The sequence below is a fragment of the Actinomycetota bacterium genome, from assembly GCA_040754375.1.
GTDB lineage: Bacteria > Actinomycetota > Acidimicrobiia > Acidimicrobiales > AC-14 > JBFMCT01.
In genome coordinates this window covers 100356-121021 of the sequence record JBFMCT010000004.1, presented here as the reverse complement: position 1 = coordinate 121021, position 20666 = coordinate 100356, and the positions used below count along the sequence as shown (strand labels likewise).

At 73.1% G+C, this 20666-nt stretch carries 11 protein-coding genes; 6 read left to right on the top strand and 5 right to left on the bottom strand.

From position 1 onward, the window contains the following. Position 1: 1 nt before the first annotated feature. A complete protein-coding gene (locus tag AB1673_03345; protein ID MEW6153013.1) occupies positions 2-562 on the bottom strand; it encodes an NADPH-dependent FMN reductase in 561 nt (186 codons plus the stop codon). An 18-nt stretch (positions 563-580) separates the two neighbouring features. After that, positions 581-1135: an AAA family ATPase gene (locus tag AB1673_03340; protein ID MEW6153012.1), complete on the bottom strand. Its 555-nt coding sequence runs from the start codon at positions 1133-1135 to the stop codon at positions 581-583. 29 nt (positions 1136-1164) lie between these two features. On the opposite strand from AB1673_03340, the gene AB1673_03335 reads away from it, so the two are divergent. Next, entirely contained in the window at positions 1165-1911 is a 747-nt protein-coding gene (locus AB1673_03335) for an alpha/beta hydrolase (protein MEW6153011.1), read from the top strand. 65 nt (positions 1912-1976) lie between these two features. Here AB1673_03335 and AB1673_03330 read toward each other — a convergent pair whose 3' ends face one another. Continuing rightward, positions 1977-2156 carry a DUF1059 domain-containing protein gene (locus AB1673_03330; protein ID MEW6153010.1) on the bottom strand — a complete coding sequence of 60 codons (180 nt, stop codon included), beginning with the start codon at positions 2154-2156 and terminating at the stop codon, positions 1977-1979. 509 nt (positions 2157-2665) lie between these two features. Between AB1673_03330 and AB1673_03325 the strand changes: the two genes are divergently transcribed. The 3 genes from AB1673_03325 (at position 2666) to AB1673_03315 (ending at position 5226) form a co-directional block, all read left to right on the top strand. Further along, positions 2666-3511 carry a lyase gene (locus AB1673_03325; GenBank protein ID MEW6153009.1) on the top strand — a complete coding sequence of 282 codons (846 nt, stop codon included), beginning with the start codon at positions 2666-2668 and terminating at the stop codon, positions 3509-3511. Between the two features lie 73 nt (positions 3512-3584). Continuing rightward, positions 3585-3962: a YciI family protein gene (locus AB1673_03320; GenBank protein MEW6153008.1), complete on the top strand. Its 378-nt coding sequence runs from the start codon at positions 3585-3587 to the stop codon at positions 3960-3962. A gap of 37 nt (positions 3963-3999) precedes the next feature. After that, positions 4000-5226, top strand: coding sequence for an RNA polymerase sigma factor (locus tag AB1673_03315; protein ID MEW6153007.1), 1227 nt, complete (start codon positions 4000-4002; stop codon positions 5224-5226). Between the two features lie 79 nt (positions 5227-5305). Here AB1673_03315 and AB1673_03310 read toward each other — a convergent pair whose 3' ends face one another. Beyond that, complete coding sequence (locus AB1673_03310) at positions 5306-5455, bottom strand: hypothetical protein (protein ID MEW6153006.1); 150 nt, start codon at positions 5453-5455, stop codon at positions 5306-5308. A gap of 258 nt (positions 5456-5713) precedes the next feature. On the opposite strand from AB1673_03310, the gene AB1673_03305 reads away from it, so the two are divergent. Continuing rightward, positions 5714-9388, top strand: a complete 3675-nt coding sequence (locus AB1673_03305) for a hypothetical protein (GenBank protein ID MEW6153005.1) — start codon at positions 5714-5716, stop codon at positions 9386-9388. A 3-nt stretch (positions 9389-9391) separates the two neighbouring features. Beyond that, the gene (locus AB1673_03300) at positions 9392-14044 is read left to right on the top strand and encodes a hypothetical protein (protein MEW6153004.1); all 4653 of its coding nucleotides are present in this window, start codon (positions 9392-9394) and stop codon (positions 14042-14044) included. Positions 14045-14110: 66 nt separating this feature from the next. Here AB1673_03300 and AB1673_03295 read toward each other — a convergent pair whose 3' ends face one another. Next, positions 14111-20353 (bottom strand): LAGLIDADG family homing endonuclease, encoded by a 6243-nt coding sequence (locus AB1673_03295; GenBank protein ID MEW6153003.1) that lies wholly within the window; start codon positions 20351-20353, stop codon positions 14111-14113. Positions 20354-20666: the final 313 nt, after the last annotated feature.

Genomic DNA, 20666 nt, shown 5'->3' with positions numbered 1-20666 from the left:
CTCAGGCGGCGAAGCGCAGGGCCGCGCCGCTGACCTCGGCCCCCAGCTTGGCCAGTTGGGCGGCCAGGGCCGGGTCCCGGGGGGTGCCGTCGTCGTCGAACGCGGCCCACGCCCGGGGCACGGGCACCACGAACGGCACCGTCCACCCCCGCAAGGCCCGCACGACGAACTCCATGGTGTTGATGGCCTGCAGGGCCTGAGCCCCGCCCGCGGTGGCGATCAGCCCCACGGGCTTGGTGCTCAAGTAGGGGACGTCGCGCTCGGCCAGCAGTTGGAGCCAGTCGAGGGCGTTCTTGAACACACCGCTGACGGTGCCGTGGTAGAGCGGGCTGCTCCAGATGAGGCCGTCGGCGGCCGCAGTGGCGTCGACGAGCCGGGCCACCCCCGGGGTCGGGCGCACGCCCGGTCCGTAGAAGGGCAGCTCCAGCCGGCCCACGTCGAGCAGTTCGGTGGTGGCGCCCGCCTCCTCGGCACCGGCCAGGGCCACCGCCAGGGCGTGGCGGCTGGCCGAGCGCTCGCCGAGGGACCCGCCGAGGCCGACAATGTGGGGGGTGGTGCTCATACCGGCGATCGTACGACCTCAAGTCGACTTGAGGTCAAGGCCTTCAGCCAACTCGGTGACATAGGCGGCCACGGCGTCGACCGCCGGCGCCAGTTCACCGTCCATGGCGACGGTCAGGTAGTCGCCGGGCGGCTCCTCCATCTCCGACGCCACCCGCCGGGCCAGGTCACCGTCACGATTGGTGGCCAGGTGGTCCCCGCCGGCGCGGTCGCGCTCGCAGCGCTCGGCGGCCACCTCCACGGGCACGTCGCACACCACGACCGCACAGAAGGCCTCGGCCGCCGCGGCCACCCGTTCGGCGGCCCCGACCTCGGACCGCCGGGAGAACGTCATTCCGTCGAACACCACCAGCCGGCCCCGCCCCAGGTGGTACCGAGCGGCGTCGAGCATGGCCGAGTAGGTCACGTCCCGCTCGGCCGCGCTGTGGTCGCACGGCGCGAAGAGCGCGTGGCGGACCTGGTCCTTGTCGACGACCCGGGCCCCGGGGAAACGCTCGGCCAGGGCGGCCGCCATCGTGGACTTGCCCGCCCCCGGTATGCCGACCAGCACCACCAGCCCAGGACGTGCAAGCACCGGCTGCAAGCCTACGTAGGCTCGGGGCCATGGCCGGACCGTTGGAGCTGACCGAGGCGGGCACCGGGGCGCCGCTGGTGCTGCTGCACGCCTTCCCGCTCGTCCCCGACATGTGGGCCCCCCAGGTCGAGGCCCTGTCCAGCCGTTGGCGGGTTGTGACCCCCTTCCTCGACTTCACCCGTCACCCGAGCATGGAGGCGATGGCCGACGCCGTGGCCGAGCTCGTCCGGGGCCTCGACGCCGGCCCGGTGGTGGTGGGCGGCCTGTCTATGGGCGGGTACGTGACCATGGCCCTGCTGGGCCGCCACCCCGAACTGGTGCGGGCCGCGGTGCTGGCCGACACCCGGGACGGGCCCGACTCCGACGAGGTGCGGGAACGCCGCACCCGCCAGCAGGCCCAGGTGGCGGCCGAAGGGACCACCCCGGTGGTCGAGGCCATGGCCGAGGCCCTTCCCGGCCCGACGACCAAGCGCGAGCGCCCCGAGGTCGTGGCCCACGTCCGTGAGCTCATGGGCCGGGTGGCCCCCGAGTGGGTGATCGCCGCCCTGGAGGCCATGAAGGTCCGCACGGGGTCGACCGGCGTGCTGGCCGCCTCGGCCGTACCCGTCCTGGTCGTCGTCGGGGACGAGGACACCGTCTCACCGCCCGGTGTCGCCCGGGACATGGCCGCCGCGGCACCGTCGGGCCGGCTGGCCGTCGTCGCGGGTGCCGGCCACCTGTCCAACCTGGAGAACCCGGTGGCGTTCAACGCCGAACTGGAGGCGTTCCTCTCCTGAGGACGGCGAACGGCCGGCACCCCGAGAGGGGCCCGGCCGTCCGGTGGTGCCGCCGAAGGCTTAGGTCAGACCTGGCGAGCGCTGGCCCGGGCGTAGTTGGCGATGGTCGCCGTCACGTTCTTGACCTTGTGGACCTTCTGGGCGTGCTGGGCGACCTTGGCCACCAGCTCGTCCTCGCTCGCCGCCCGGGTCTTCCACCCGCAACCCTCGGCGCCGGCGGCCTTGCAGCTGAACTCGTATGCCACGGTTCTGTCCTTCCCTTTCGTGAACCTTCCTCGCACACTTCTACGGGCCCGACGTGGGCCCCGGACGAGGCTTGTTGGCGACAGCATCGCGCATCCCGACGGATATCGCAGGTGGGCTCGGCCGAGGTGGCTGGTGTCTGAGCCCTCCCCAGGCGGCCGACCACCCGGTATGAGGCTCGGCCATACCGTGAGGTGCTGGTCAGGGGCAGGTCGGCCGCTCGGCCGCCAGGCGCCGACCACGAAGGCCTCAGCCGCCTAGCGTAGGGAGAGTGCCCCTCACCCGCTGGGCCGCCGTGGGCGTCGCGACCGCCCTCGGCCTGTCCGCCTGCTCGGCCGACAGCCCGCCGGATGTGTCCTCGCCCGCACCCGCCGACGCCCCCGCCGGAGCCAGCGAGGGCGCTCCCGCCGGCGGCCCGTCGACCACCAGTCCGCCGCAGGCGGCCCCCGTCGACGACGGGCGGCCCGAGGTCGAGTCGTTCCCGGTACCGGCTGGGTCGCGGCCCCACGACGTGGCCCCTGCGCCCGACGGCACGATCTGGTACACGGCCCAGGGCTCGGGCGAGCTGGGCCGCCTCGACCCCCGCACGGGCCAGGCCCACCATGTGGCCCTGGGCCAGGGCTCGGCGCCCCACGGGGTCATCGTCGGGCCCGACGGGGCCCCGTGGATCACCGACGGCGGCCTCAACGCCATCGTCCGGGTCGACCCCGCCTCCGAGGAGGTAAGGCGGTTCCCGATGCCCGCGGGCACGCCCTCGACCAACCTCAACACCGCCGTGTTCGGCCGCGACGGCACCTTGTGGTTCACCGGCCAGAGCGGCTACTACGGGCGCCTCGACCCCGTCAGCGGCCTGGTCGAGGTGTTCAACGCCCCCCGGGGCCGGGGGCCGTACGGCATCACCGTCACCCCCGACGGATCGGTCTACTACGCCTCGCTGGCCGGCAACCACATCGCCCGCATCGACCCGGCCACCAACACGGCGACGCCCATCGACCCGCCCACCGCCGGCCAGGGCGCCCGCCGGGTGTGGTCGGACTCCCAGGGCCGGGTGTGGGTCAGCGAGTGGACCTCGGGCCAGGTCAGCGTCTACGACCCCCGGACCGGGGACTGGCGGGAGTGGAAGCTGCCCGGGGCCCGGCCCCAGGCCTACGCCGTCTACGTGGACGAGCGTGACGCCGTGTGGCTGACCGACTTCGGCGGCAACGCCATCGTGCGCTTCGACCCCGCCACCGAGCAGTTCCGGTCCTACCCCATGGAACGCCCCTCGGCCAACGTCCGCCAGCTCCTGGGCCACCCGGGCGAGGTCTGGGGCGCCGAGTCCGCCCACGACCGCCTCGTCGTGGTCCGCGTGCGCTGATTTTCTTGCCAGGCTGTCGATCGGGGCGGGGGCCGTTCGTAGAAGGGGTGTAGGGCCGGTACGGTGCCGGCCGTTGCGGAAGGAGATCCTCATGAAGCAGTACCTGCTGGCCGTGCACATGGTCGAAGGTGACCCCGAGCCCGAGCCCGAGACGCTGGCCGAGATGTTCAAGGCCGTCGACGTGTTCAACGAGGAGCTGAAGGCCAGCGGGGCGTGGGTGTTCGCCGGCGGCCTCCACCCCTCGGACACGGCCACGGTGGTGCGGCCCACGCCGGGCGGCGACGTGATCACCACCGACGGGCCCTTCGCCGAGACCAAGGAGCAGCTGGGCGGGTTCTGGGTCGTGAAGGCCCCCGACCTCGACGCCGCCCTGGCCTTGGCCGCCCGGGGCGCCATCGCCTGCCAGGGCCCGGTCGAGGTGCGCCCTTTCCAGGACGACGCCGAGGACTAGTCCCGGCCACGGTCAGGGCCACGGTCAGGGCCAGGGCGTGCCGGTCGTACCCGAAGCCGTCGAGGCCACCTTCCGTCACGAGTTCGGGCGGGCGGTGGCCACCCTGGTCCGCCTCTTCGGCGACATCGACCTCGCCGAGGAGGCGGTCCAGGAGGCGTTCGCGGTGGCTGTCACCCGGTGGCCCCAGGACGGCGTGCCGCCTAACCCGGGCGGGTGGATCGTCACCACGGCCCGCAACCGGGCCATCGACCGGCTGCGCCGGGAGTCGTCCCGCGACGAACGCCACGCCCAGGCCGCCCTCATCCACCACGCCGGGTCGTCCCGACCGGTGGAGCCGGTAGGGCCCGTGCACGACGACCGCCTCCGGCTCATCTTCACGTGCTGCCACCCGGCCCTGGCCCCCGCCGCCCAGGTGGCGCTGACCCTGCGCCTGCTCGGGGGCCTGCAGACCCACGAGATCGCCCGGGCCTTCCTGGTGCCCGAACCGACGATGGCCCAGCGCCTCGTCCGGGCCAAGCGCAAGATCCGCGACGCCGCCATCCCCTACCGGGTGCCCGGTGACGCCGAGCTGCCCGACCGGCTGCGGCCCGTGCTGGCTGTCGTGTACCTGGTCTTCAACGAGGGGTACACGGCCAGCGAGGGTGCCGAACTGGTCCGCGACGACCTGTGCGCCGAGGCCCTGCGCCTGGCCCGCCTGCTGGCCGGGCTCATGCCCGACGAGCCCGAGGTGGCCGGCCTGCTCGGCCTGCTCCTGCTGACCGCCGCCCGGCGGCCGGCTCGCACCGCTCCCGACGGGTCGTTGGTCCTGCTGGCCGACCAGGACCGGGCCCTATGGGACCGGGCCATGGTGGCCGAGGGCCAGGCCGTGGTGCGGGCGTGCCTGCGCCGCAACCAGCCCGGGCCCTACCAGTTGCAGGCCGCCATCGCAGCCGTGCACAGCGACGCGGCCACCGCGGCGGGCACCGACTGGCCCCAGATCGTGGCCCTCTACGACCAGTTGATGGCTGTACACCCGACGCCCGTGGTGGCCCTCAACCGGGCCGTGGCCCTAGCCGAAGCCCGCGGCCCCGACGCCGGCCTGGCCGCCATGGACAGCCTCGACCTCGACGGCTACCACCTGCTCCACGCGGCCCGGGCCGACCTGCTCCGCCGCCTGGGCCGCGACGAGGAGGCCGCGGCGGCCTACGCCTCAGCCCTCGCTTTGGTCACCAACGACGCCGAGCGGCGGTTCCTCCAAGCGCGCCTGGCCTCGTTGACCGCCTGACCCCGCAGGGCCGGACGCGACGACGGCCGGCCCGTCCACGGTGACGGGCCGGCCGTTCGGCCTGTTCGAGATGGGTGGTTCAGACCCGGGCGCGGCCCCGGTAACCGGTGAACGCACCCGCGATCACGAGGGCGAGGGCGATGATGAGGGCCCATTTGAGGCCTTCGACGAAAAGCCCGACCCCTCCGAACAGCAACGCAAGGATGAGTAGCAAGACCACTAGGCCCACGATGTCTCCCTTCTGTGCGAGCGCTGTGTTCTTACCCAGGATGCCTGGTTCGTACCCCCGTCCAACCCGTTGACGCTCGGCCGAGGCCGGCGTTAGCGTGACCCAGCAACAACGGGCGGAGGGCGTATGGCGGCTGACGACAGGGCCTCGAGGCGGCAGCGGCGTCCCCGTCAAGGACGCGCCCTGCGGTTCGACCCCGACCCGCAGCACCTCGTCCTGGCGCCGGAACCGGCCTCGACAGCCACCCACCATTTCCGGGTGCTGCGCCCCGACGACCTGGTCGTGCTGGGGGTCACCGGGTGGGACCTCACCCTGGTCGCAGGGCCCCAAGGCCCGGCGTTGGTACCGGCCGGCACCGGCGGCCGCCTCGAGGTCCGTTACCCCTTCCAGCATCTCGGCGAGCGGGCCTTCTTCCGGGTCGAGCCGGTGCCGCCCAACCCGGTGGCCGAGCCCCCCGGCCCACCGCCCGTCGAGGCCCTCGCGGCCCGGGGCTCCCGCCTCGTCTACGCCGTACCCGCGGGCGAACGCGTCGACTACAGCATCGGCGGCGTCCTGGCCGCCATGGCGCGCCTGCCGCTCCTGGTGGCCCCGCTGGCCACACCCCGCGCCGCTGTCGCCGGCCTGAAGGCGGCCGTCCCCATCACCGCCCTCCCCGGCGGCCTGGTGCTGGCCCGCACCGTCGAGGGCGTGCTGGTCGTGATGGCCGGGCCGGCGGCTGGGCCTTCCCGGGGCACCAAGCGGGCCCGCACCCAAGCGGCGGCCAAGCCCGCGGGCGTGGCCGCCGTCCTCGCCACCGCCACCGCGTTGCGCACCGCCCGGACCGTCCTGTCCGAAGAGACGGCCATCAACGTCTCCGACCGGGCCCCGGCCCGCGCGCCCGTCGCCCGCCAACCCCAGAAGGGGGCCCGGCTGCAGCGGGGCTTCGGCGACCTGCTGGTGCCGCCCGTCAAGCGGCCACCCGTCCGCCGGCGGCCCACGGTCCCCACCAGCGAGCAGACAGCCATCGAAGCCCCGTTCCGGCTCGTCCTCTCGCCCAGCGACCTCGGGGGGTTCGCCCACTCGCCGGCCGCCGTCTCGGCGCCCGCCGGTCCCGAACGGGTCGAGCTGTGGCACAGCCGCCTCGGTGTACGACGGGTCGACCCCGACGACGGCTCGGTGACCGTCGACGAGAGCCGCCATCCGCAGAGGATCGTCCGGGCCGTCTGGGCGCGCGACAAGGAGCTCCTGGCGCCCGGCACCGACCCCCCGACGGGCGAGTCCCCGTTCCGCATGTCGCTCAACCCGCGCGACCGGGTGATCCTCGTCCGCCAGACGGCCGATCCCCAGATCGCCCCGCCGGAGCCGGCCGATGTCAAGCGGCTGTACCTGTCCTCGCTGGGTGCCTACCTCGACCTCCACGGCCGGTGGGACATCGAGCCCTACGCCCAGCCGCCCCACCAGCTCGGGACGATCGAGTCGTGGGACCACGAGGCTCCGATGGGCCGGGACCAGTACGTGCAGGTCGTCTACCCCGGTTACCTGTTCCCTTTCGGGTTCCGGGCCTCGCTGGTCAAGGTGACCGAGCGCAAGATCCTCGAGCCGTCCAGCCCCCAGGCCTACCTGTACCAGCGCAAGTTCATCGTCGTCGGCCAGCCCGTGCGCACGTTCGACGACCGCCGCATGCCCTTCCGCCAGGTGTCCATCCGGCCCCTGGTGACACCCGACATCGCCGACCCCGAGCCACCGGGGCCGAACTCGCCGGGCGGCGAGTTGCTGTTCTGGCCGACCATCCCGGCGACCGGCAGGTTCGCCTTCACGCTCGACGGCACCGACCATGCGGGCCGTAGGGTGCGGGTGCAGGCGCCGCTGCTGTTCGTGGCCGCCGAGCTGCCCAAGGGCGCCCTCACCGCCACCGTCATCAAGAACACCTACCGCAGCGCCCCCGAGCGGTCCATCGCCGCCCACGGCCAGGCGGTGGCCTACGCGGCGCCGACCAAAGCGGGGGACACGTCGTTCGAGACGGCGGTGCTGCGGTTCGTGGGCGAACCCGGCGCCCCCGGCCAACTGACCTCCACCCCGTCGCTGGAGGACGCCGAGGTGGTCGTGCCCGCCATGCGCCACCTGGCCCCGGCCGCGCCGGCCACCACCGTCTCCTACGCCGCCCCCTACCTCAGCGCCGGGTTCGCAGGCGCCAACGCCGAGGCCCAGGTCTTCCTGGCCCTGGCCACCGCCGCCAAGATCGAGTTCGGCGGTGGCACCGACAGGGCGGGCGGGTTCGTCCAGCCCGACCTGCCGGTGCGAGGCCTCTCCCGGGCGCTGGGCGCGGTGGGAGAGATCGACGACATCGTCAACCAGCCGGCGGGCCAGAAGTTCAACCCCACCAAGTTCCTCGACGGCGTGCTGCCCAAGCTGTTCGGGCTGTTCAAGCTGACCGACATCCTCAAGGCCGTCGGCCTCGACGGGGCGCCGTCGTTCGTCACCGACCAGCTCGACCGCATCGCCGCCCTGCTGGCCGACGTCGAGGAGCTCAAGGCCGTGGTGGCCCGCAGCGTCGACCGGCTGGCCGACGATGCGCTCACGGCCGCCACCCAGCCACTACGGGACCAGGCGTCCGCCGCCCGGGCGGCCATCGACGCCGTCCGCGCCCAACTGGAGAGCGCGGCCGACGAGCTGGTCGGCAAGGTGGGCGACCTCCTCGACCTGGAGACGCCGTCGTCGGTGGCGGACGTGACGGCCGCCGTGTCGGGCGCCCTCGGCACCCTGGCGGGCGTGGTCACGGCCCTCGCTGGGACCGTGCGGGACACGCCCATGCCGGCGCCCGTCAAGGCTGCGCTGGAGCGGCTGGTCAACGCCCTCCAGCCCGTACTGGACGCAGCCGAGATGGCGGCCACGATCGACCGCATCGCCCAGTTCGTCAACGGCATCGACCCCGCCGGCCTGTCGGTGCGAGCCAAGTTCGACTGGAGGCCGACCCTCACCAACTTCCCCGACGTGGCCGACGGCGACGCCTTGTTCGTCGTGCGGCCCGACGGCTTCCTGCTGTCGGTCGAGGCCCGGGCGTCGGGCGCCGACGGGGTGGGCGTGGACGTCCTGGCCGAACTGCGCCAGTTCGCCCTCAACCTCCTCCCGGGCGCACCCCTGATGCGGCTGGCCTTCGACCGGATCGCCTTCCGGGCGGCGTCGGGGCGCAAGCCCGAAGTCGACGTGGTCTTCAACGGGATCGAGTTCGTGGGCGTCCTCGGCTTCATCGAGACGCTCAAGCGGCTGATCCCCTTCGACGCCTTCTCCGACCCGCCTTACCTCGACGTGAGCGCCGACGGGGTGGTGGCCGGGTTCGACGTGGCCCTGCCGGGCGTGGCCGTCGGGGTCTTCACCCTGGAGAACGTCAGCCTGGGCGCCGACGCCCGGGTGCCGTTCCTGGGCGACGAAGCCCTCACCATCGGGTTCCACTTCTGCACACGGGACAAGCCGTTCCGCCTGACGGTGATGATGATCGGCGGCGGCGGGTTCGTGGGGATCCGGCTGTCACCCAAGGGCCTGGTCCTGCTGGAGATGGCGCTGGAGGCGGGCGCCTGCTTGTCCGTCAACCTGGGCGTGGCCAGTGGTTCGGTGTCGGTCATGGTCGGCTTGTACCTCCGCCTGGAGGGGGAGGCCGGCAGCCTCACGGGCTACTTCCGGATCCGGGGCGAGGTCGACGTCCTGGGCCTGATCTCGGCGTCGATCACCCTGGAACTGTCGCTGACCTACGAGTTCGGCACCGGCAAGATGGTCGGCCGGGCATCGATCACCATAGAGGTCGAGATCTTCTTCTTCTCGTTCTCGGTGTCGGTGTCGTGTGAACGGCGGCTGGCCGGGTCCAACGGCGACCCGACCTTCGAGCAGCAGATCGGCGTCCTGGCTGACGGCAGCTCGCCGGCGTGGGCCCAGTACTGCGCCGCCTTCGGAGGGGTGTGACCGATGGCCACCGAGTCGTTCCTGGTCACGGCCCTGCCCTACTCGGCCTCGACCGCCGAGCCCTTCCACGTCTCGTTCTTCGTCAGTCACCGGCTGACCCCCGACGGCGCCCAGGGCGTAGTCGGCGACTTCCCCCACGTGCGGGCCTGGGCAGCCTTGCTGGCCGCCACCCCCCCGCCCGCCTTCCGCCTGCGGGGCGGCCGAGCCGACGGGACGGTGGTCGACATCCCCGTCACCCCCCTACTGGGGTCGCTCGACCCCGGCCTGTGGCCTCGTGTCTTCCCGGCCGACCTCCCAGTACGGCCCTGGAAGGTCCCCGACCACACGGCCGTCCCGTGGCGCACCTTCCCGGCCCACCGCATGCAGCAGCACGCCCTGCTCGTGCACGCGGGCTCGCTCCTGTCCTCCCCCGTCGTCCCGCCGACCGTGACCGCCAACGTGATCGCCGGCGCCCTGCTGGCCACGTTGGGCCTCGACCGGCGCGAGCTCCCTCTGGAGATGGTCATCGACGGCCGGGTCGACGCCATAGTGGCCAAGAACGTCGATCGCCTGGTCGGCGCCGGGCTTAACGTCACGGCCGGCTCGTCGGCCGCGTCCCCGCTGGCCCGGCTGGTGGGCGACGTCGAACTGGCCCGCCGCTACTACCAGCGGCCCGAGGAACAGCACCTCTACCGGGAGCGGCCCGACCCGGCGGCCGTGGCCCTACCCGTGAAGAAGCCCGACCCTGACTTCCACGCGCGGGCGGGCATGATCGGCGACCTGTCGCCGTTGCTGCGCCGGCTGGGCCTGGTCGTGGACCTGCGGGTCGACAACCTCGACCTGCTGGCCGGGCTGGTGTGGGCCCAGGGCGACATAGTGGTCAGGGGCCTGGCCAACCCCGTGACCAGCCAGCCCAGGGTCTCCTGCCGGGTGATGGGCCCGAGCTTCACCACCGTGTCGTCGTCGGGGGACTTCGAGGTGGCCATGCTGCGCCTGGGCGACGAGGACCGGTTCACCGTCCTCGACCTCGACCCCGACGCGTCGGGCCTGAAGCTCGAGCAGTACGTCCGCACCCTGCCCCGGCTGGCAGCCGCCGAGAACAACGGGGACGCCGAGAACTCCGCCCCCGGGGAGCTGCGGGCCACGGGGTTCGCCGTAGCCCGGGCCGACCGGGCCGCGTCCCTGCACGGCCGCTTGGACGGGGCCGCGGCCAAAGACGCCGACCTCATGGCCGGCACGGCCGCGCCCCTCACGCTGGAGCAGGTGAGCCGGGGCATCCGCCTCGAGGTGTGGGACGACGTGAGCGGCCAATGGCGTTCCCTGCACCAGCGGCTGCTGACGGTCGACGTCGAGGGCGCGGGACAGGTGCTCGACGGCGTACCCGACACCGGCTTTCTCCAAGGGGCGGCGCTGTCCCAGGCCGACGGCCTGCCGGGCGCGCCCAAGCACGCCCACGAGGTGTTGGCCGGCTGGGAGGGCTGGTCGCTGGCTGCCCCCCGCCCGGGGAACGTGGTCGTCCACGACGGCGGCGAGGAGAAGGTGCTGGCCGAGCCACCTCCCGACCCGTCGCCCGTCAACCCGGTGGCCAGCTCGGGCGTGGTGATGCCCGGCTCCCTACCGCCGCTGCGTTACGGGCGGCGCTACGCCTTTCGGGCTTACGCCGCCGACCTGGCCGGCAACTCGCCCCCCCACGAGGTGGCCGGGGGTGTGGCGCCCGTCGGCGACCAGCCCCCGAGCGGCCCCAGGCCGGCGAAGGCACGGGTTCCGTTCGACGAGAAGGCGGCCACCGGCCACGCCGAACGGCTCTTGGCGTCCAAGGCCCCAGAGGCGACGGTGGCCGCCGCCCTGGAGGACTCGCCCGTGCCCATCGAGGCGGTGCGCGACGGCTTGGCGGTGCTGCGGCCCGCCCCCGTCGAGGGCCCGGCGCCCAGACGGGGCGCGCCCGGGGTCGACCCCGACGCGGTCAAGGTCACCGGCGTGGCCGAGGTCGACCAGCTCGTCGCCCGCCGGCTGGCCGACCGGGGCGGGGCCGCGTTCGCGGCCGGGCCGGGACGCCAGGGCCGGATCGAGACCACCTTCGCGGCCACCGCCCAGGAGTCCCCCCATCTGCTGCGCCGCACCGACGTGCAGACGGCCCCGGGCGTGTACGCCGCGGCCGTGACCTCGCTGGCCGCCGGCCAGCGAGACCTCCTGAGCGCTGTCACCCCCGAACGCCCCGGCCGTCCGGGCCGTCCGGGCCGTCCGGGGGCCGGGCTGGGCCCGGGCGCCTTCCTCGCCCTGGTCGGGACGCTGGTAACCACTCCCCGCCCGTTCCTGCGGTGGGGCCCGGTGGTCGAGCCGGCCACCGTCGCCCGCCATCCCTACACCGAAGGCGAGTCGCTCCTGCGTCTGGTGGTCCGCTCAGGGGTCGAGCAGGCCTCCCCGGGGGACATGGACCTGACGGTCGTGCCCCCGGCGGAGTTCGCGGCACAGACCGTGGCCGCCTTCCCCGGCCTCGACCTGCAGTGGCGCGAGGACAGCCAGCGCCACCTGGCGCCGCCCAAGACCAGCCAGTTCGAAGCCGAGTTGCACGGCCGGTTCGACGCCGCCATGGGCAGCGGTTCGGCAGCCGCCGTGCGGGCCGCGCTGGCCGTGGCCCTGCGGGAGTCGGGCACGTTCTTGGACGTGACGGTGGCCGACCTGGCGAACCCCGGCCAGCGCCTCGCCCAGCCGGGCGTGAGGTTCGTCGTCGCGCCCACCGCCGACGTCCCCGACGTGGCCACACCCGCCGACCTTCCACGGGGTGAGGCGCCCGCGCCCGGGCAGTACGTCGTGCACGACGTCGACGAGCTGGTGCTGCCTTACCTGCCCGACCCGCTGGCTGCCGGGGTGTCGTTCATGTTCCCCGACGCCGGCCGCGACCACCTGCTCAAGGGCCTCCTGGCCCTGGAGGGCACGACCGTGCGTTACCCGGGAGGGTGGCCGTCGCCGACCCCGCTGCGGCTGGCCCTGGCGGGCGGTGACGAACTGGGGGCCGAGGTGGACGGCCACGTGGTGCGCATGACCCTCCCCCCCGGGGAGCACCTGCGGATGCGGGTGTCGTCCTGCCTGGACCGGGCCTCGCTCGAGCTCCTGGGCCTGTGGCGTTCACTGCCGGCCGCCGCCCAGGCCAACGCCCTGCTGGCCGAGGCGGCCGCCGACGGATGGTTCTGGTGGTTGACACCCGCGGCCGAGGTGCGGCTGGTCCACGCCGTGCCCCGGCCCGTCGAGGTCCCCCGGCCCACCGTGCTCGTGCCGCTGAGGGCCGAGGGCGACACGGCAGTGACGCTGTTCGGGGCCGTCGACCTCCACGGCCCGAGCACCGGGCGCATCGACATGGAGGCCACGTGGACCGAGTGGGTGGACGACGTGTCCAAGCCCGAGCCCGAGCAGGTCACGGCCGTGGCCGTGGCCTTCGGGAGCGACGTGTCCTACGACGAGGACCTGGCCGTGCTGGCGGCCAACGACGGGACCGTGACGCTGGGCGGGACGACGGTGCGGCTGCACCAGGCGGTGCACCAGTTGGGCGATACCCGCCACCGCGACGTCGACTACTCGGTGCGGGCCACGACCCGCTACCGGGAGTACTTCTCGCCCCAGGTCACGCCGTCGCCGGCCGACCTCTCGGTGGTCGGCCCGGTGCGGAGGCTGGACGTGCCCAACAGCGCCCGGCCGGCCAAGGTGATCGTGCGCGACGTGCTGCCCCTGTTCCGGTGGGACGAGCGCACCGAGCCGGCCCAGCCCTTCGGCCTGCGCCGGTCCCGCCGGGCGGGCTTGCGCGTCTACCTCGACCGGCCGTGGTACATGACGGGCAACGGCGAACTGCTGGGCGTGGTGCTGTCGCCGTCCAACGACGCGGCCGTGCAGTCCACGGTCAGCCAGTGGGCCGGCGACCCGGTATGGCTCCAGCAGGGCCCGGCCTCACGGTCCGCCCTGCCGCTCGTCGACCTGCTCCATCTGACGGGGCTCGACGACCGCGAGCTACCCGGTCGCCCGGTCGGGGGCCCGGTCAAGCTTCCCCTGGTCGACGTGACCGGCAAGCCGACCGCACTGGTGCTGGGGTACCGGCCCGAGTTCTCGGTCGACCGCAGCCTGTGGTTCGTCGACATCGCCTTCGACCCGGCCACCGCCTTCTGGCCGTTCGTGAAGCTGGCCGTCGCCCGCTACCAGCCCAGTTCCCTGCCCGGCCTGCACCTGGGGCCCGTGCACATCTGCGACTACGCCCAGCTGACCCCCGAGCGCACGGCCACCCTGACCCGTCCCGACGACCGCCACGTCCGCGTCATCGTGACCGGCCCCGTCGGGGTGCCGCGGGTGTCCGTGCCCAGCACGGTCGCGGGCGGCGGGTTCATGGCCACCGTGGCCCTCACCCGGGTGGTGGTGGCCCGGCTCGAGCGCCTGGGCCCGGCGGTCACGACCGACCTGGGTTGGGTCACGGTGGCCAAGCAGGTCCTGCCCATCCTCGGGGCCGCCGGCTCCGTGGTCACCTGGTCAGGCCAGCTCGACCTGCCCGTCGCGATCGCGGCCCGGACCCCGGGCCAGGGCTCTGACTGGCGGGTCACGATCGAGGAGTGGGAACGGCTCCCCGCCGACCCCCTCGGCCTGGACAACCCCGGCTTCGAGGACCGCATCGTCTACGCCGACCACTTCCCTCTCTAACACCCCCACCGGTGTGCGGAACGCGCCACCGCCGACGCGTTCCGCACACCAGCTCGCGGGGTCAGGTCACGAGCAGCCGCTGGTGGTGCCGCAGCTGGAGCAGACGAAGCAGGCGCCGGCTCGTTGCATGACCATGCCGCACTGGTAGCAGTAGGGCGCGTCGGAGGCCGCGGCCTGGGGCTGGGCCGGCGCGGTGACCGTGGCCGGGGCAGGCGGGGCTGCGGCCCGGGCGACGGGCGTGGGGGCGGGGTCGGGCACGACGTCGCTGCCCGTCGAGGACGGGGTGGCCGACTCCTCCACACCGGGCAGGGTGGGCTGCATGCGCTCGCCCACGGTGAGGATGCCGAGCTCGGAACGCTCCTCGAGGTCGAGGTACTCGACGGCCAGGCGGCGGAAGATGTAGTCGACCAGGGAGCTGGCGAAGCGCAGGTCGGGGTCGTCGGTCATGCCCGCGGGCTCGAAGCGCATGTTGGTGTACATGTCGATGAAGGCCTTGAGGGGCACGCCGTACTGCAAGCCGTGGCTCACCGAGATGGCGAAGGCGTCCATGATGCCGGCCAGGGTCGAGCCCTGCTTGGCCACCTTGAGGAAGATCTCCCCGGGGCGGCCGTCGTCGTACTCCCCGACGGTCACATAGCCGTGGCAGTCGGCCACCCGGAACGAGAACGTCTTGGAGTTGCGCCGCCGGGGCAGCTTCTCGCGGACGGGCTCGCGCACCACCGTGGCCACCAGCTTCTCGACGGGCTCGGAGAGCGAGGCCTTCTTGGTGGTCGACAGGGGCTGGGCCACCTTGCAGTTGTCGCGGTAGATGGCCACCGCCTTGAGGCCCAGCCGCCAGGCGTCGATGTGGAGCTGCTCGATCTCGGTGACCGAGGTGTCCTCGGGGGTGTTGATGGTCTTGGAGATGGCCCCGCTGATGAACGGCTGAGCCGCCCCCATCATGCGCACGTGGCCCGAGTAGTGGATCACGTTGTCGCCCATCGAACAGGCGAACACGGCCAGGTGCTCGGCCGCCAGGTGGGGGGCGCCCACGATCGACTTGTGCTCGTCGATGTAAGCGATGATGTCGGCCACCTGGCCCTCGTCGTAGCCGAGCCGGCGCAACGCCCGGGGCACCGTCTGGTTGACGATCGACATCGTGCCCCCGCCCACCAGCTTCTTGGTCTTGCACAGGCCGAGGTCGGGCTCGATACCGGTGGTGTCGCAGTCCATCATGAGCCCGATCGTCCCCGTGGGGGCGAGCACGGTGGCCTGGGAGTTGCGCACCCCGAACCAGTCACACAGCTCGACGGCCGTGTCCCACGCGTCCTGGGCGGCGGCCAGCAGCTCCCCGGGCACCTTGGACCGGTCGATCTCGTGGGTGGCATCGCGGTGCTGGCGCAGGACCCGGTTCATGGGCTCGGTGTTGTCGCTGTAGCCGGCGAACGGTCCCATGCGCGAGGCGATGCGCGACGACGTGGCGTAGGCGTGACCGGTCATGAGGGCGGTGATCGAACCGGCCCATGCCCGGCCCTCGTCGGAGTCATAAGGCAGCCCGAGAGCCATGAGCATGGCACCCAGGTTGGCGTAGCCCAGGCCCAGTTGGCGGAACCGCCGCGACGTCTCGGCGATCCTCTCGGTCGGGTAGTCGGCGTTGCCGACCAGGATCTCCTGGGCGGTGAAAACCACCTCGACGGCCTGCTTGAACCCCTCGACGTCGAAGTCGCCCTGGTCGTCGAGGAACTTGAGCAGGTTGAGGCTGGCCAGGTTGCAGGCCGAGTTGTCGAGGTGCATGTACTCCGAGCAGTTGCGGACCACGAACCCGCCCACCACGTAGGAGTGGTTGCGGGGCTCGGACAGGTTGTAGGTGAGCTCGACACCGTCGTCGTCGCGCGAGACGAGCCGCGTCTCGCCGGGCGCGGCCCCGGCCGCCCCGGCTCGGGCCGCCAGGTCGTCGAGCCGGCCGGTGGCCGCAACGGTCAGCTCCCCGCCCTGGACCGACGAGGCCAGGCCCAGCGTGGACAGCAACCTCTGGGCACCGCGGAGCAGCTCGGCCGAGGTCGAGGTCATCGAGGCCCGCTCGCCGGCCCCACCCGCCTGGCCCGTCGACTCGAACAGCCCGGTCAGGAAAGCGAGCACGACTTCGCCGGGGGCCTGCTCGACCGACCACGGCACGGTGGCGTCGGCCGTGCCCGGGCCGGCGCCCAGGGACTGCAGCAAGCGAGCCAGCACCCGGCTGCTCTGGCGCAGCCGGACGGTGCCGTCGGCCTCGATGGCGGGCGCCGCCGGCCTGTCGCCGCCGATCCCACCCAGCAGGTCGAAGTGGCGGGAGAGGGCGTCGGCCTGGCCGTCGCCCCGCCCGTAGGCGGTGGTGGCCACCTCGCCGGTGAGCGAGCCGTTGCCCACCAGCCACCCCAGGTAGTGGGCCAGCTCGGGTGACCACTTCTCGGGCACGGCCGCCGTCAGGGCCACGCCCGCGGGCGCGGGCAGGCGGGAGTCGGCCCCGGTGGCCGGGGCGGGCACGTCGAGCAGGCGCACGCGGTCGTCGGCCGTCAGCTCGGCGGCCGCCACCCAGCCCCGGTTGGTCGTGAAAAGGGAGTGGTTGGGGGTGCACCTCAGCTCGGCCCCGTTGGCGAAGCGCAGGCGCACGATCTCGTTGACCCCCGTGACCATGAAGGCCTCGGGCCGGGTGACCACCACCCGCTGGGCGGGGGCGTCGGGGTTGGTGGCGTCGTGGGTGTAGACCCCGAACGACTCACCCTCGCGGGCCCGGTCGAACAGCTCGGAGAAGCGGACCAGGCCCTTGTCGGTGTGGACCAGCTGGTCGCCCGGGAAGCACGGGTTGGACCCGTTGATGCGCCCCGTGTTGGACGCCGTGTGCCACCGGTTGATGGTCGTGTCGAACTGCATGCCCGGGTCGGCGCACTCCCAGGCCGCCTCGGCGATCTGGCGGAACAGGTCGCGCGCCCGCAGGGTGCGCACCGTGTCCCCCGTGGTCACGGCCCGCATGTGCCAGTCGCGGTCGTCGACGACGGCCTGCATGAACTCGTCGGTTACCCGCACCGAGTTGTTGGCGTTCTGGTATTGGGTGGAGTGGCTGTCACGGCCGTCGAGGTCCATGTCGAACCCGGCGTCGCGCAGCACGCGGGCCTTGCGCTCCTCGACCGCCTTGCACCAGATGAAGTCCTCGACGTCGGGGTGGTCGGCGTTGAGGATCACCATCTTGGCCGCCCGCCGGGTCTTGCCCCCCGAGTTGTGGGTGACCAGGTTGTTGACGAGGTACTCGTGCACCCCAGCGACGGTCAGGTCGAAGGTGGGGCCCTCGCCCGCGGGCTCGACGGTGACGGGAGCGAAGAGCTCGTCCCCGTAGGCGAAACGGGCCAACCTGGTCGAGGCCAGCTCGTCGGGGAACCGGTCGAGCAGGGCGCGCGCCCGCAGGAGGCTGATCCGCCGGGGATTGCCGGCGCGGCGGTAAGGGGCCAGAGCCCGGCGCAGGGCGGCGTTGCCCGTTCCCGCCCACAACCGGTCGATCTCGGCCCGGGTGTGAGGCAGGGACCACTGGGTCTCGTAGGGGCTGGCGTCCCCACCGGCGACGGCCGCTTCGAGGCGCTGGTGCTTGCGGTGGGACACGAAGCCGACCTGCTTGGCGAACCGGCGCATCCCCTCACGGCCCACCACCCTGACCGTGTACGGCAGCCGCCGGCCGTGGGCGCCGCGGTCGTCGAGGGCCCCGATCGTCGACGGGATGCCGAGCGACAGCAGCAGGCGGTGCACGTCCTGGGCCATGGTCAGGGTCGGCGCCGACATCCAGGCGTAGCCGTTGCCGACGTGGCCGTCGGCCTCGAAGAGGCCGGACAGGAAGGCGGCCCGGGCCGTGGCCGGCGAGGCCTGGACGACGGCCGGCACCCTGGGCTCACCGTTGGCCTCCCGGCGGAGGCCGTTGGCCTCCAGGAAGGCGTTGACCGCCGCAGAGGCGAAGCGCACGCACACCGAGTGGTCGCCCGGACCGTCGCCCGGGTCGGGGTGGCGCTCGGCGTGGATGTGCACGCCCGGGCCGAACACGGCCCGGGTCAGGTCCGTGTAGCGAGCCACGACCTCGGGGTCGTCGCCGCCGATCTGCACAGCCACGAACTTGGCCCCCGACCGGGATGGGGCCGGGCCCTCACCGTGGGCCCAGCCCAGCCACATGGCGAACGCCTCGTCGAGGTGGGTGGGCAGCTCGACACCGGCCCCACCCCCGTCTCCCTCGGCCCCGGCGCCCGTCGCCGCCCCGGGGCGGGCCAGGGGCTGCAGCCGGCCCCGCTCGGCCCCGCCCACGTCGACCAGGACGTGGTCGTCAGGGCGCAGGAAGCGGGCCTCTCTCCAACCCTCCCCATCGCGGCCCCGCACCCAGAAGCGGTGCTCGGGCGTGCAGAGGACCTCGTCGCCCAGCGCCGTCTGCACCCGCACGAGGGGGCGGGTGCCGTTGGCGTGGACGGCGTCGACGGGGCGGAAGCCGAACCGCGTGAGGACCTGGTCGCCGGCCACCGTGTCTTCGATGGCGATGACGCCCCGGTCGGTGACCACGGGAGTGCCCGCACCCAGGCACTTGATCGTGCCCGCAGAGGCGTCGGCGCCTCGCATGAAGCTCACGGGGCCGGAGGCCAGGCCTCCTCCCTTGAGGGTCTCCTTCGACGACCGGATGTTGGACAGGTTGATGCCGGCCCCCGAGCCCCCCTTGAAGATCGTGCCCTCCTCGACGTACCAGTTGAGGATCGACCGCATGGTGTCGTCGACGGCCAGGATGAAGCAGTTGTGCACCCGGAGGTTGCCGCTCAGGTACTCGCCGCTCTCGGTCTGGATGTCGTAGACCTCGGTCTCGCCCAGCACCTCCACCGACTCGACCTCGACCGTACGCACGGCCGTGTTGCGCCCGCCGCCGGGAGCGGCCTTGGCCAGGGCGGCCTCCAGCTCGCGGGTGCGGTCGGGGCCGATGAAGCCGATCTCGTCGGCGAAGCGGCGCCCGTCGGAGCCCACCGACACGTTGAGCACCCAGAAGAGGTTGCCGCCGGCCCTCTGCTCGGCCACCCGGCGCACCCGGGAGAAGATGCCGAAGCGCAGCAGGAGGGACTGGGCCCCCCGCACGAGGGCCTCGGACACCATGGCCAGGCCGATGACCGACCCGGTGTCGGACACCCAGCCCTCGGCCTGGAACAGGCTGCGCAGGTAGCCGGCGGCCACCGGCAGCGGGGCGTTGAACAGCTCGTCGGGAACGGTGGCCTCGACACCCTGGCGGGCCAGGCCCCAGCGCTGCACGAACGGCGCCAGCCCGGTGCCCTCGAGGCGCAGGCGAGCGCCGGGCACGCCCGGGAGCCGGCCACCGTGGGCCGCCCTCTCGGCACGTACGCCGGGAAGGGCGGCAGCCAGGGACTGCCGGAGCCACGTCTCCTCAGCCTCGCCTGAGACGGCCACCTGGCCACCGGCCACGCCCTTGCCCCCGACGTCGACCACGAAGCCACCGGCCTGGACCCAGCCGGCCAAGCCGGCCTCGGCCACCGCCTCCCGGGTGATCTGGCCGTTGCCCCACGACTCGGCCTGGTGCCACTCCAGCAGGTCGCCCCGGGTGATCTGGCGGGCGGGGACGAACTCGCCCCCGGAGCTCCCGGCCTCGCCCGGCCGGGCCCGCCACACGAGGTGGTCGCCGGTGACGTCGAGCACGTAGCCGGCCGACGTGTGCAGGCGCAGGACGGTCTTGCGGCCGTTGGCCTTGACGGCCACGACGCTGGTGAGGCCGTGGGCGTCGCACACCTTGGCCCCCACCGCGCCCTGCTCGACCAGTGCCCCGATGGGGACCAGGCCCTCGGGCGTGCTGACCAGGGCGTGCCACGGCTGGCAGGCCGACGCCTGCTGGGGCTCCCCGGCCACCCCGATGTTGAACCACACGGGCGAGTTGAAGGCCGCCTTCTGGGTGACGACCAGGTGCTTCAGCTCGGCTCGGAAGGCGTCGGCCTCGGCCCCGTCGACGAAGTAGCCGCCCTTCTCGCCCCAGGCGGCGATGGTCTCGACCACCCGGTCGACCACCTGGCGCAGCGAGCGCTCCCGCTCGGGCGAGCCCAGCGACCCCCGGAAGTACTTCTGGGCCACGATGTTGGTGGCGTTCTGCGACCAGGGCACGGGGAACTCGACATCACGCTGCTCGAAGGCCACCGAGCCGTCGCGGTAGTTGGTGATGCGGGCGTCGCGCCGCTCCCAGTCGAGGCGGTAACCGGCACCCCGCTCGTAGGGGTCGACACCTTCGACCGTGAAGTGCCGGCGGAGTCCGATCCCTGCCTTTTCCGGGGCCATGGCCATGGCTGCGCCTCCTGCGACGTCTGGGGTTGCCTCCACACCGGCCATCCTGGCCGCCACCCCCGGGGACAGGGCGCCAAGGCACAAGATGTTGTGGTCGGAGGCCGAACGACCTACGAGATGAGCTTACAATACAACTGCGTAATTTCAGCCGTGTCAATGGTCCGGAGTCAACGTTCCCGCAGTTGCAACACTGCTGGTCAGACCCCGTTCGCGAAGGTTTGCAGGCGGGGCGGGCACGGCGAGGGCCACCGTAGGGGCCCGTTCCTGGGGATCGCTAGGCCGCCAGCCTGGGGAAATCGCGTTGGTTACCCGC

Bases quoted from the DNA above. Each gene is read 5' to 3' on its own strand.
- AB1673_03345 (MEW6153013.1), bottom strand. From the start codon at position 562: ATGAGCACCACCCCCCACATTGTCGGCCTCGGCGGGTCCCTCGGCGAG.
- AB1673_03335 (MEW6153011.1), top strand. From the start codon at position 1,165: ATGGCCGGACCGTTGGAGCTGACCGAGGCGGGCACCGGGGCGCCGCTG.
- AB1673_03300 (MEW6153004.1), top strand. From the start codon at position 9,392: ATGGCCACCGAGTCGTTCCTGGTCACGGCCCTGCCCTACTCGGCCTCG.
- AB1673_03295 (MEW6153003.1), bottom strand. From the start codon at position 20,353: ATGGCCATGGCCCCGGAAAAGGCAGGGATCGGACTCCGCCGGCACTTC.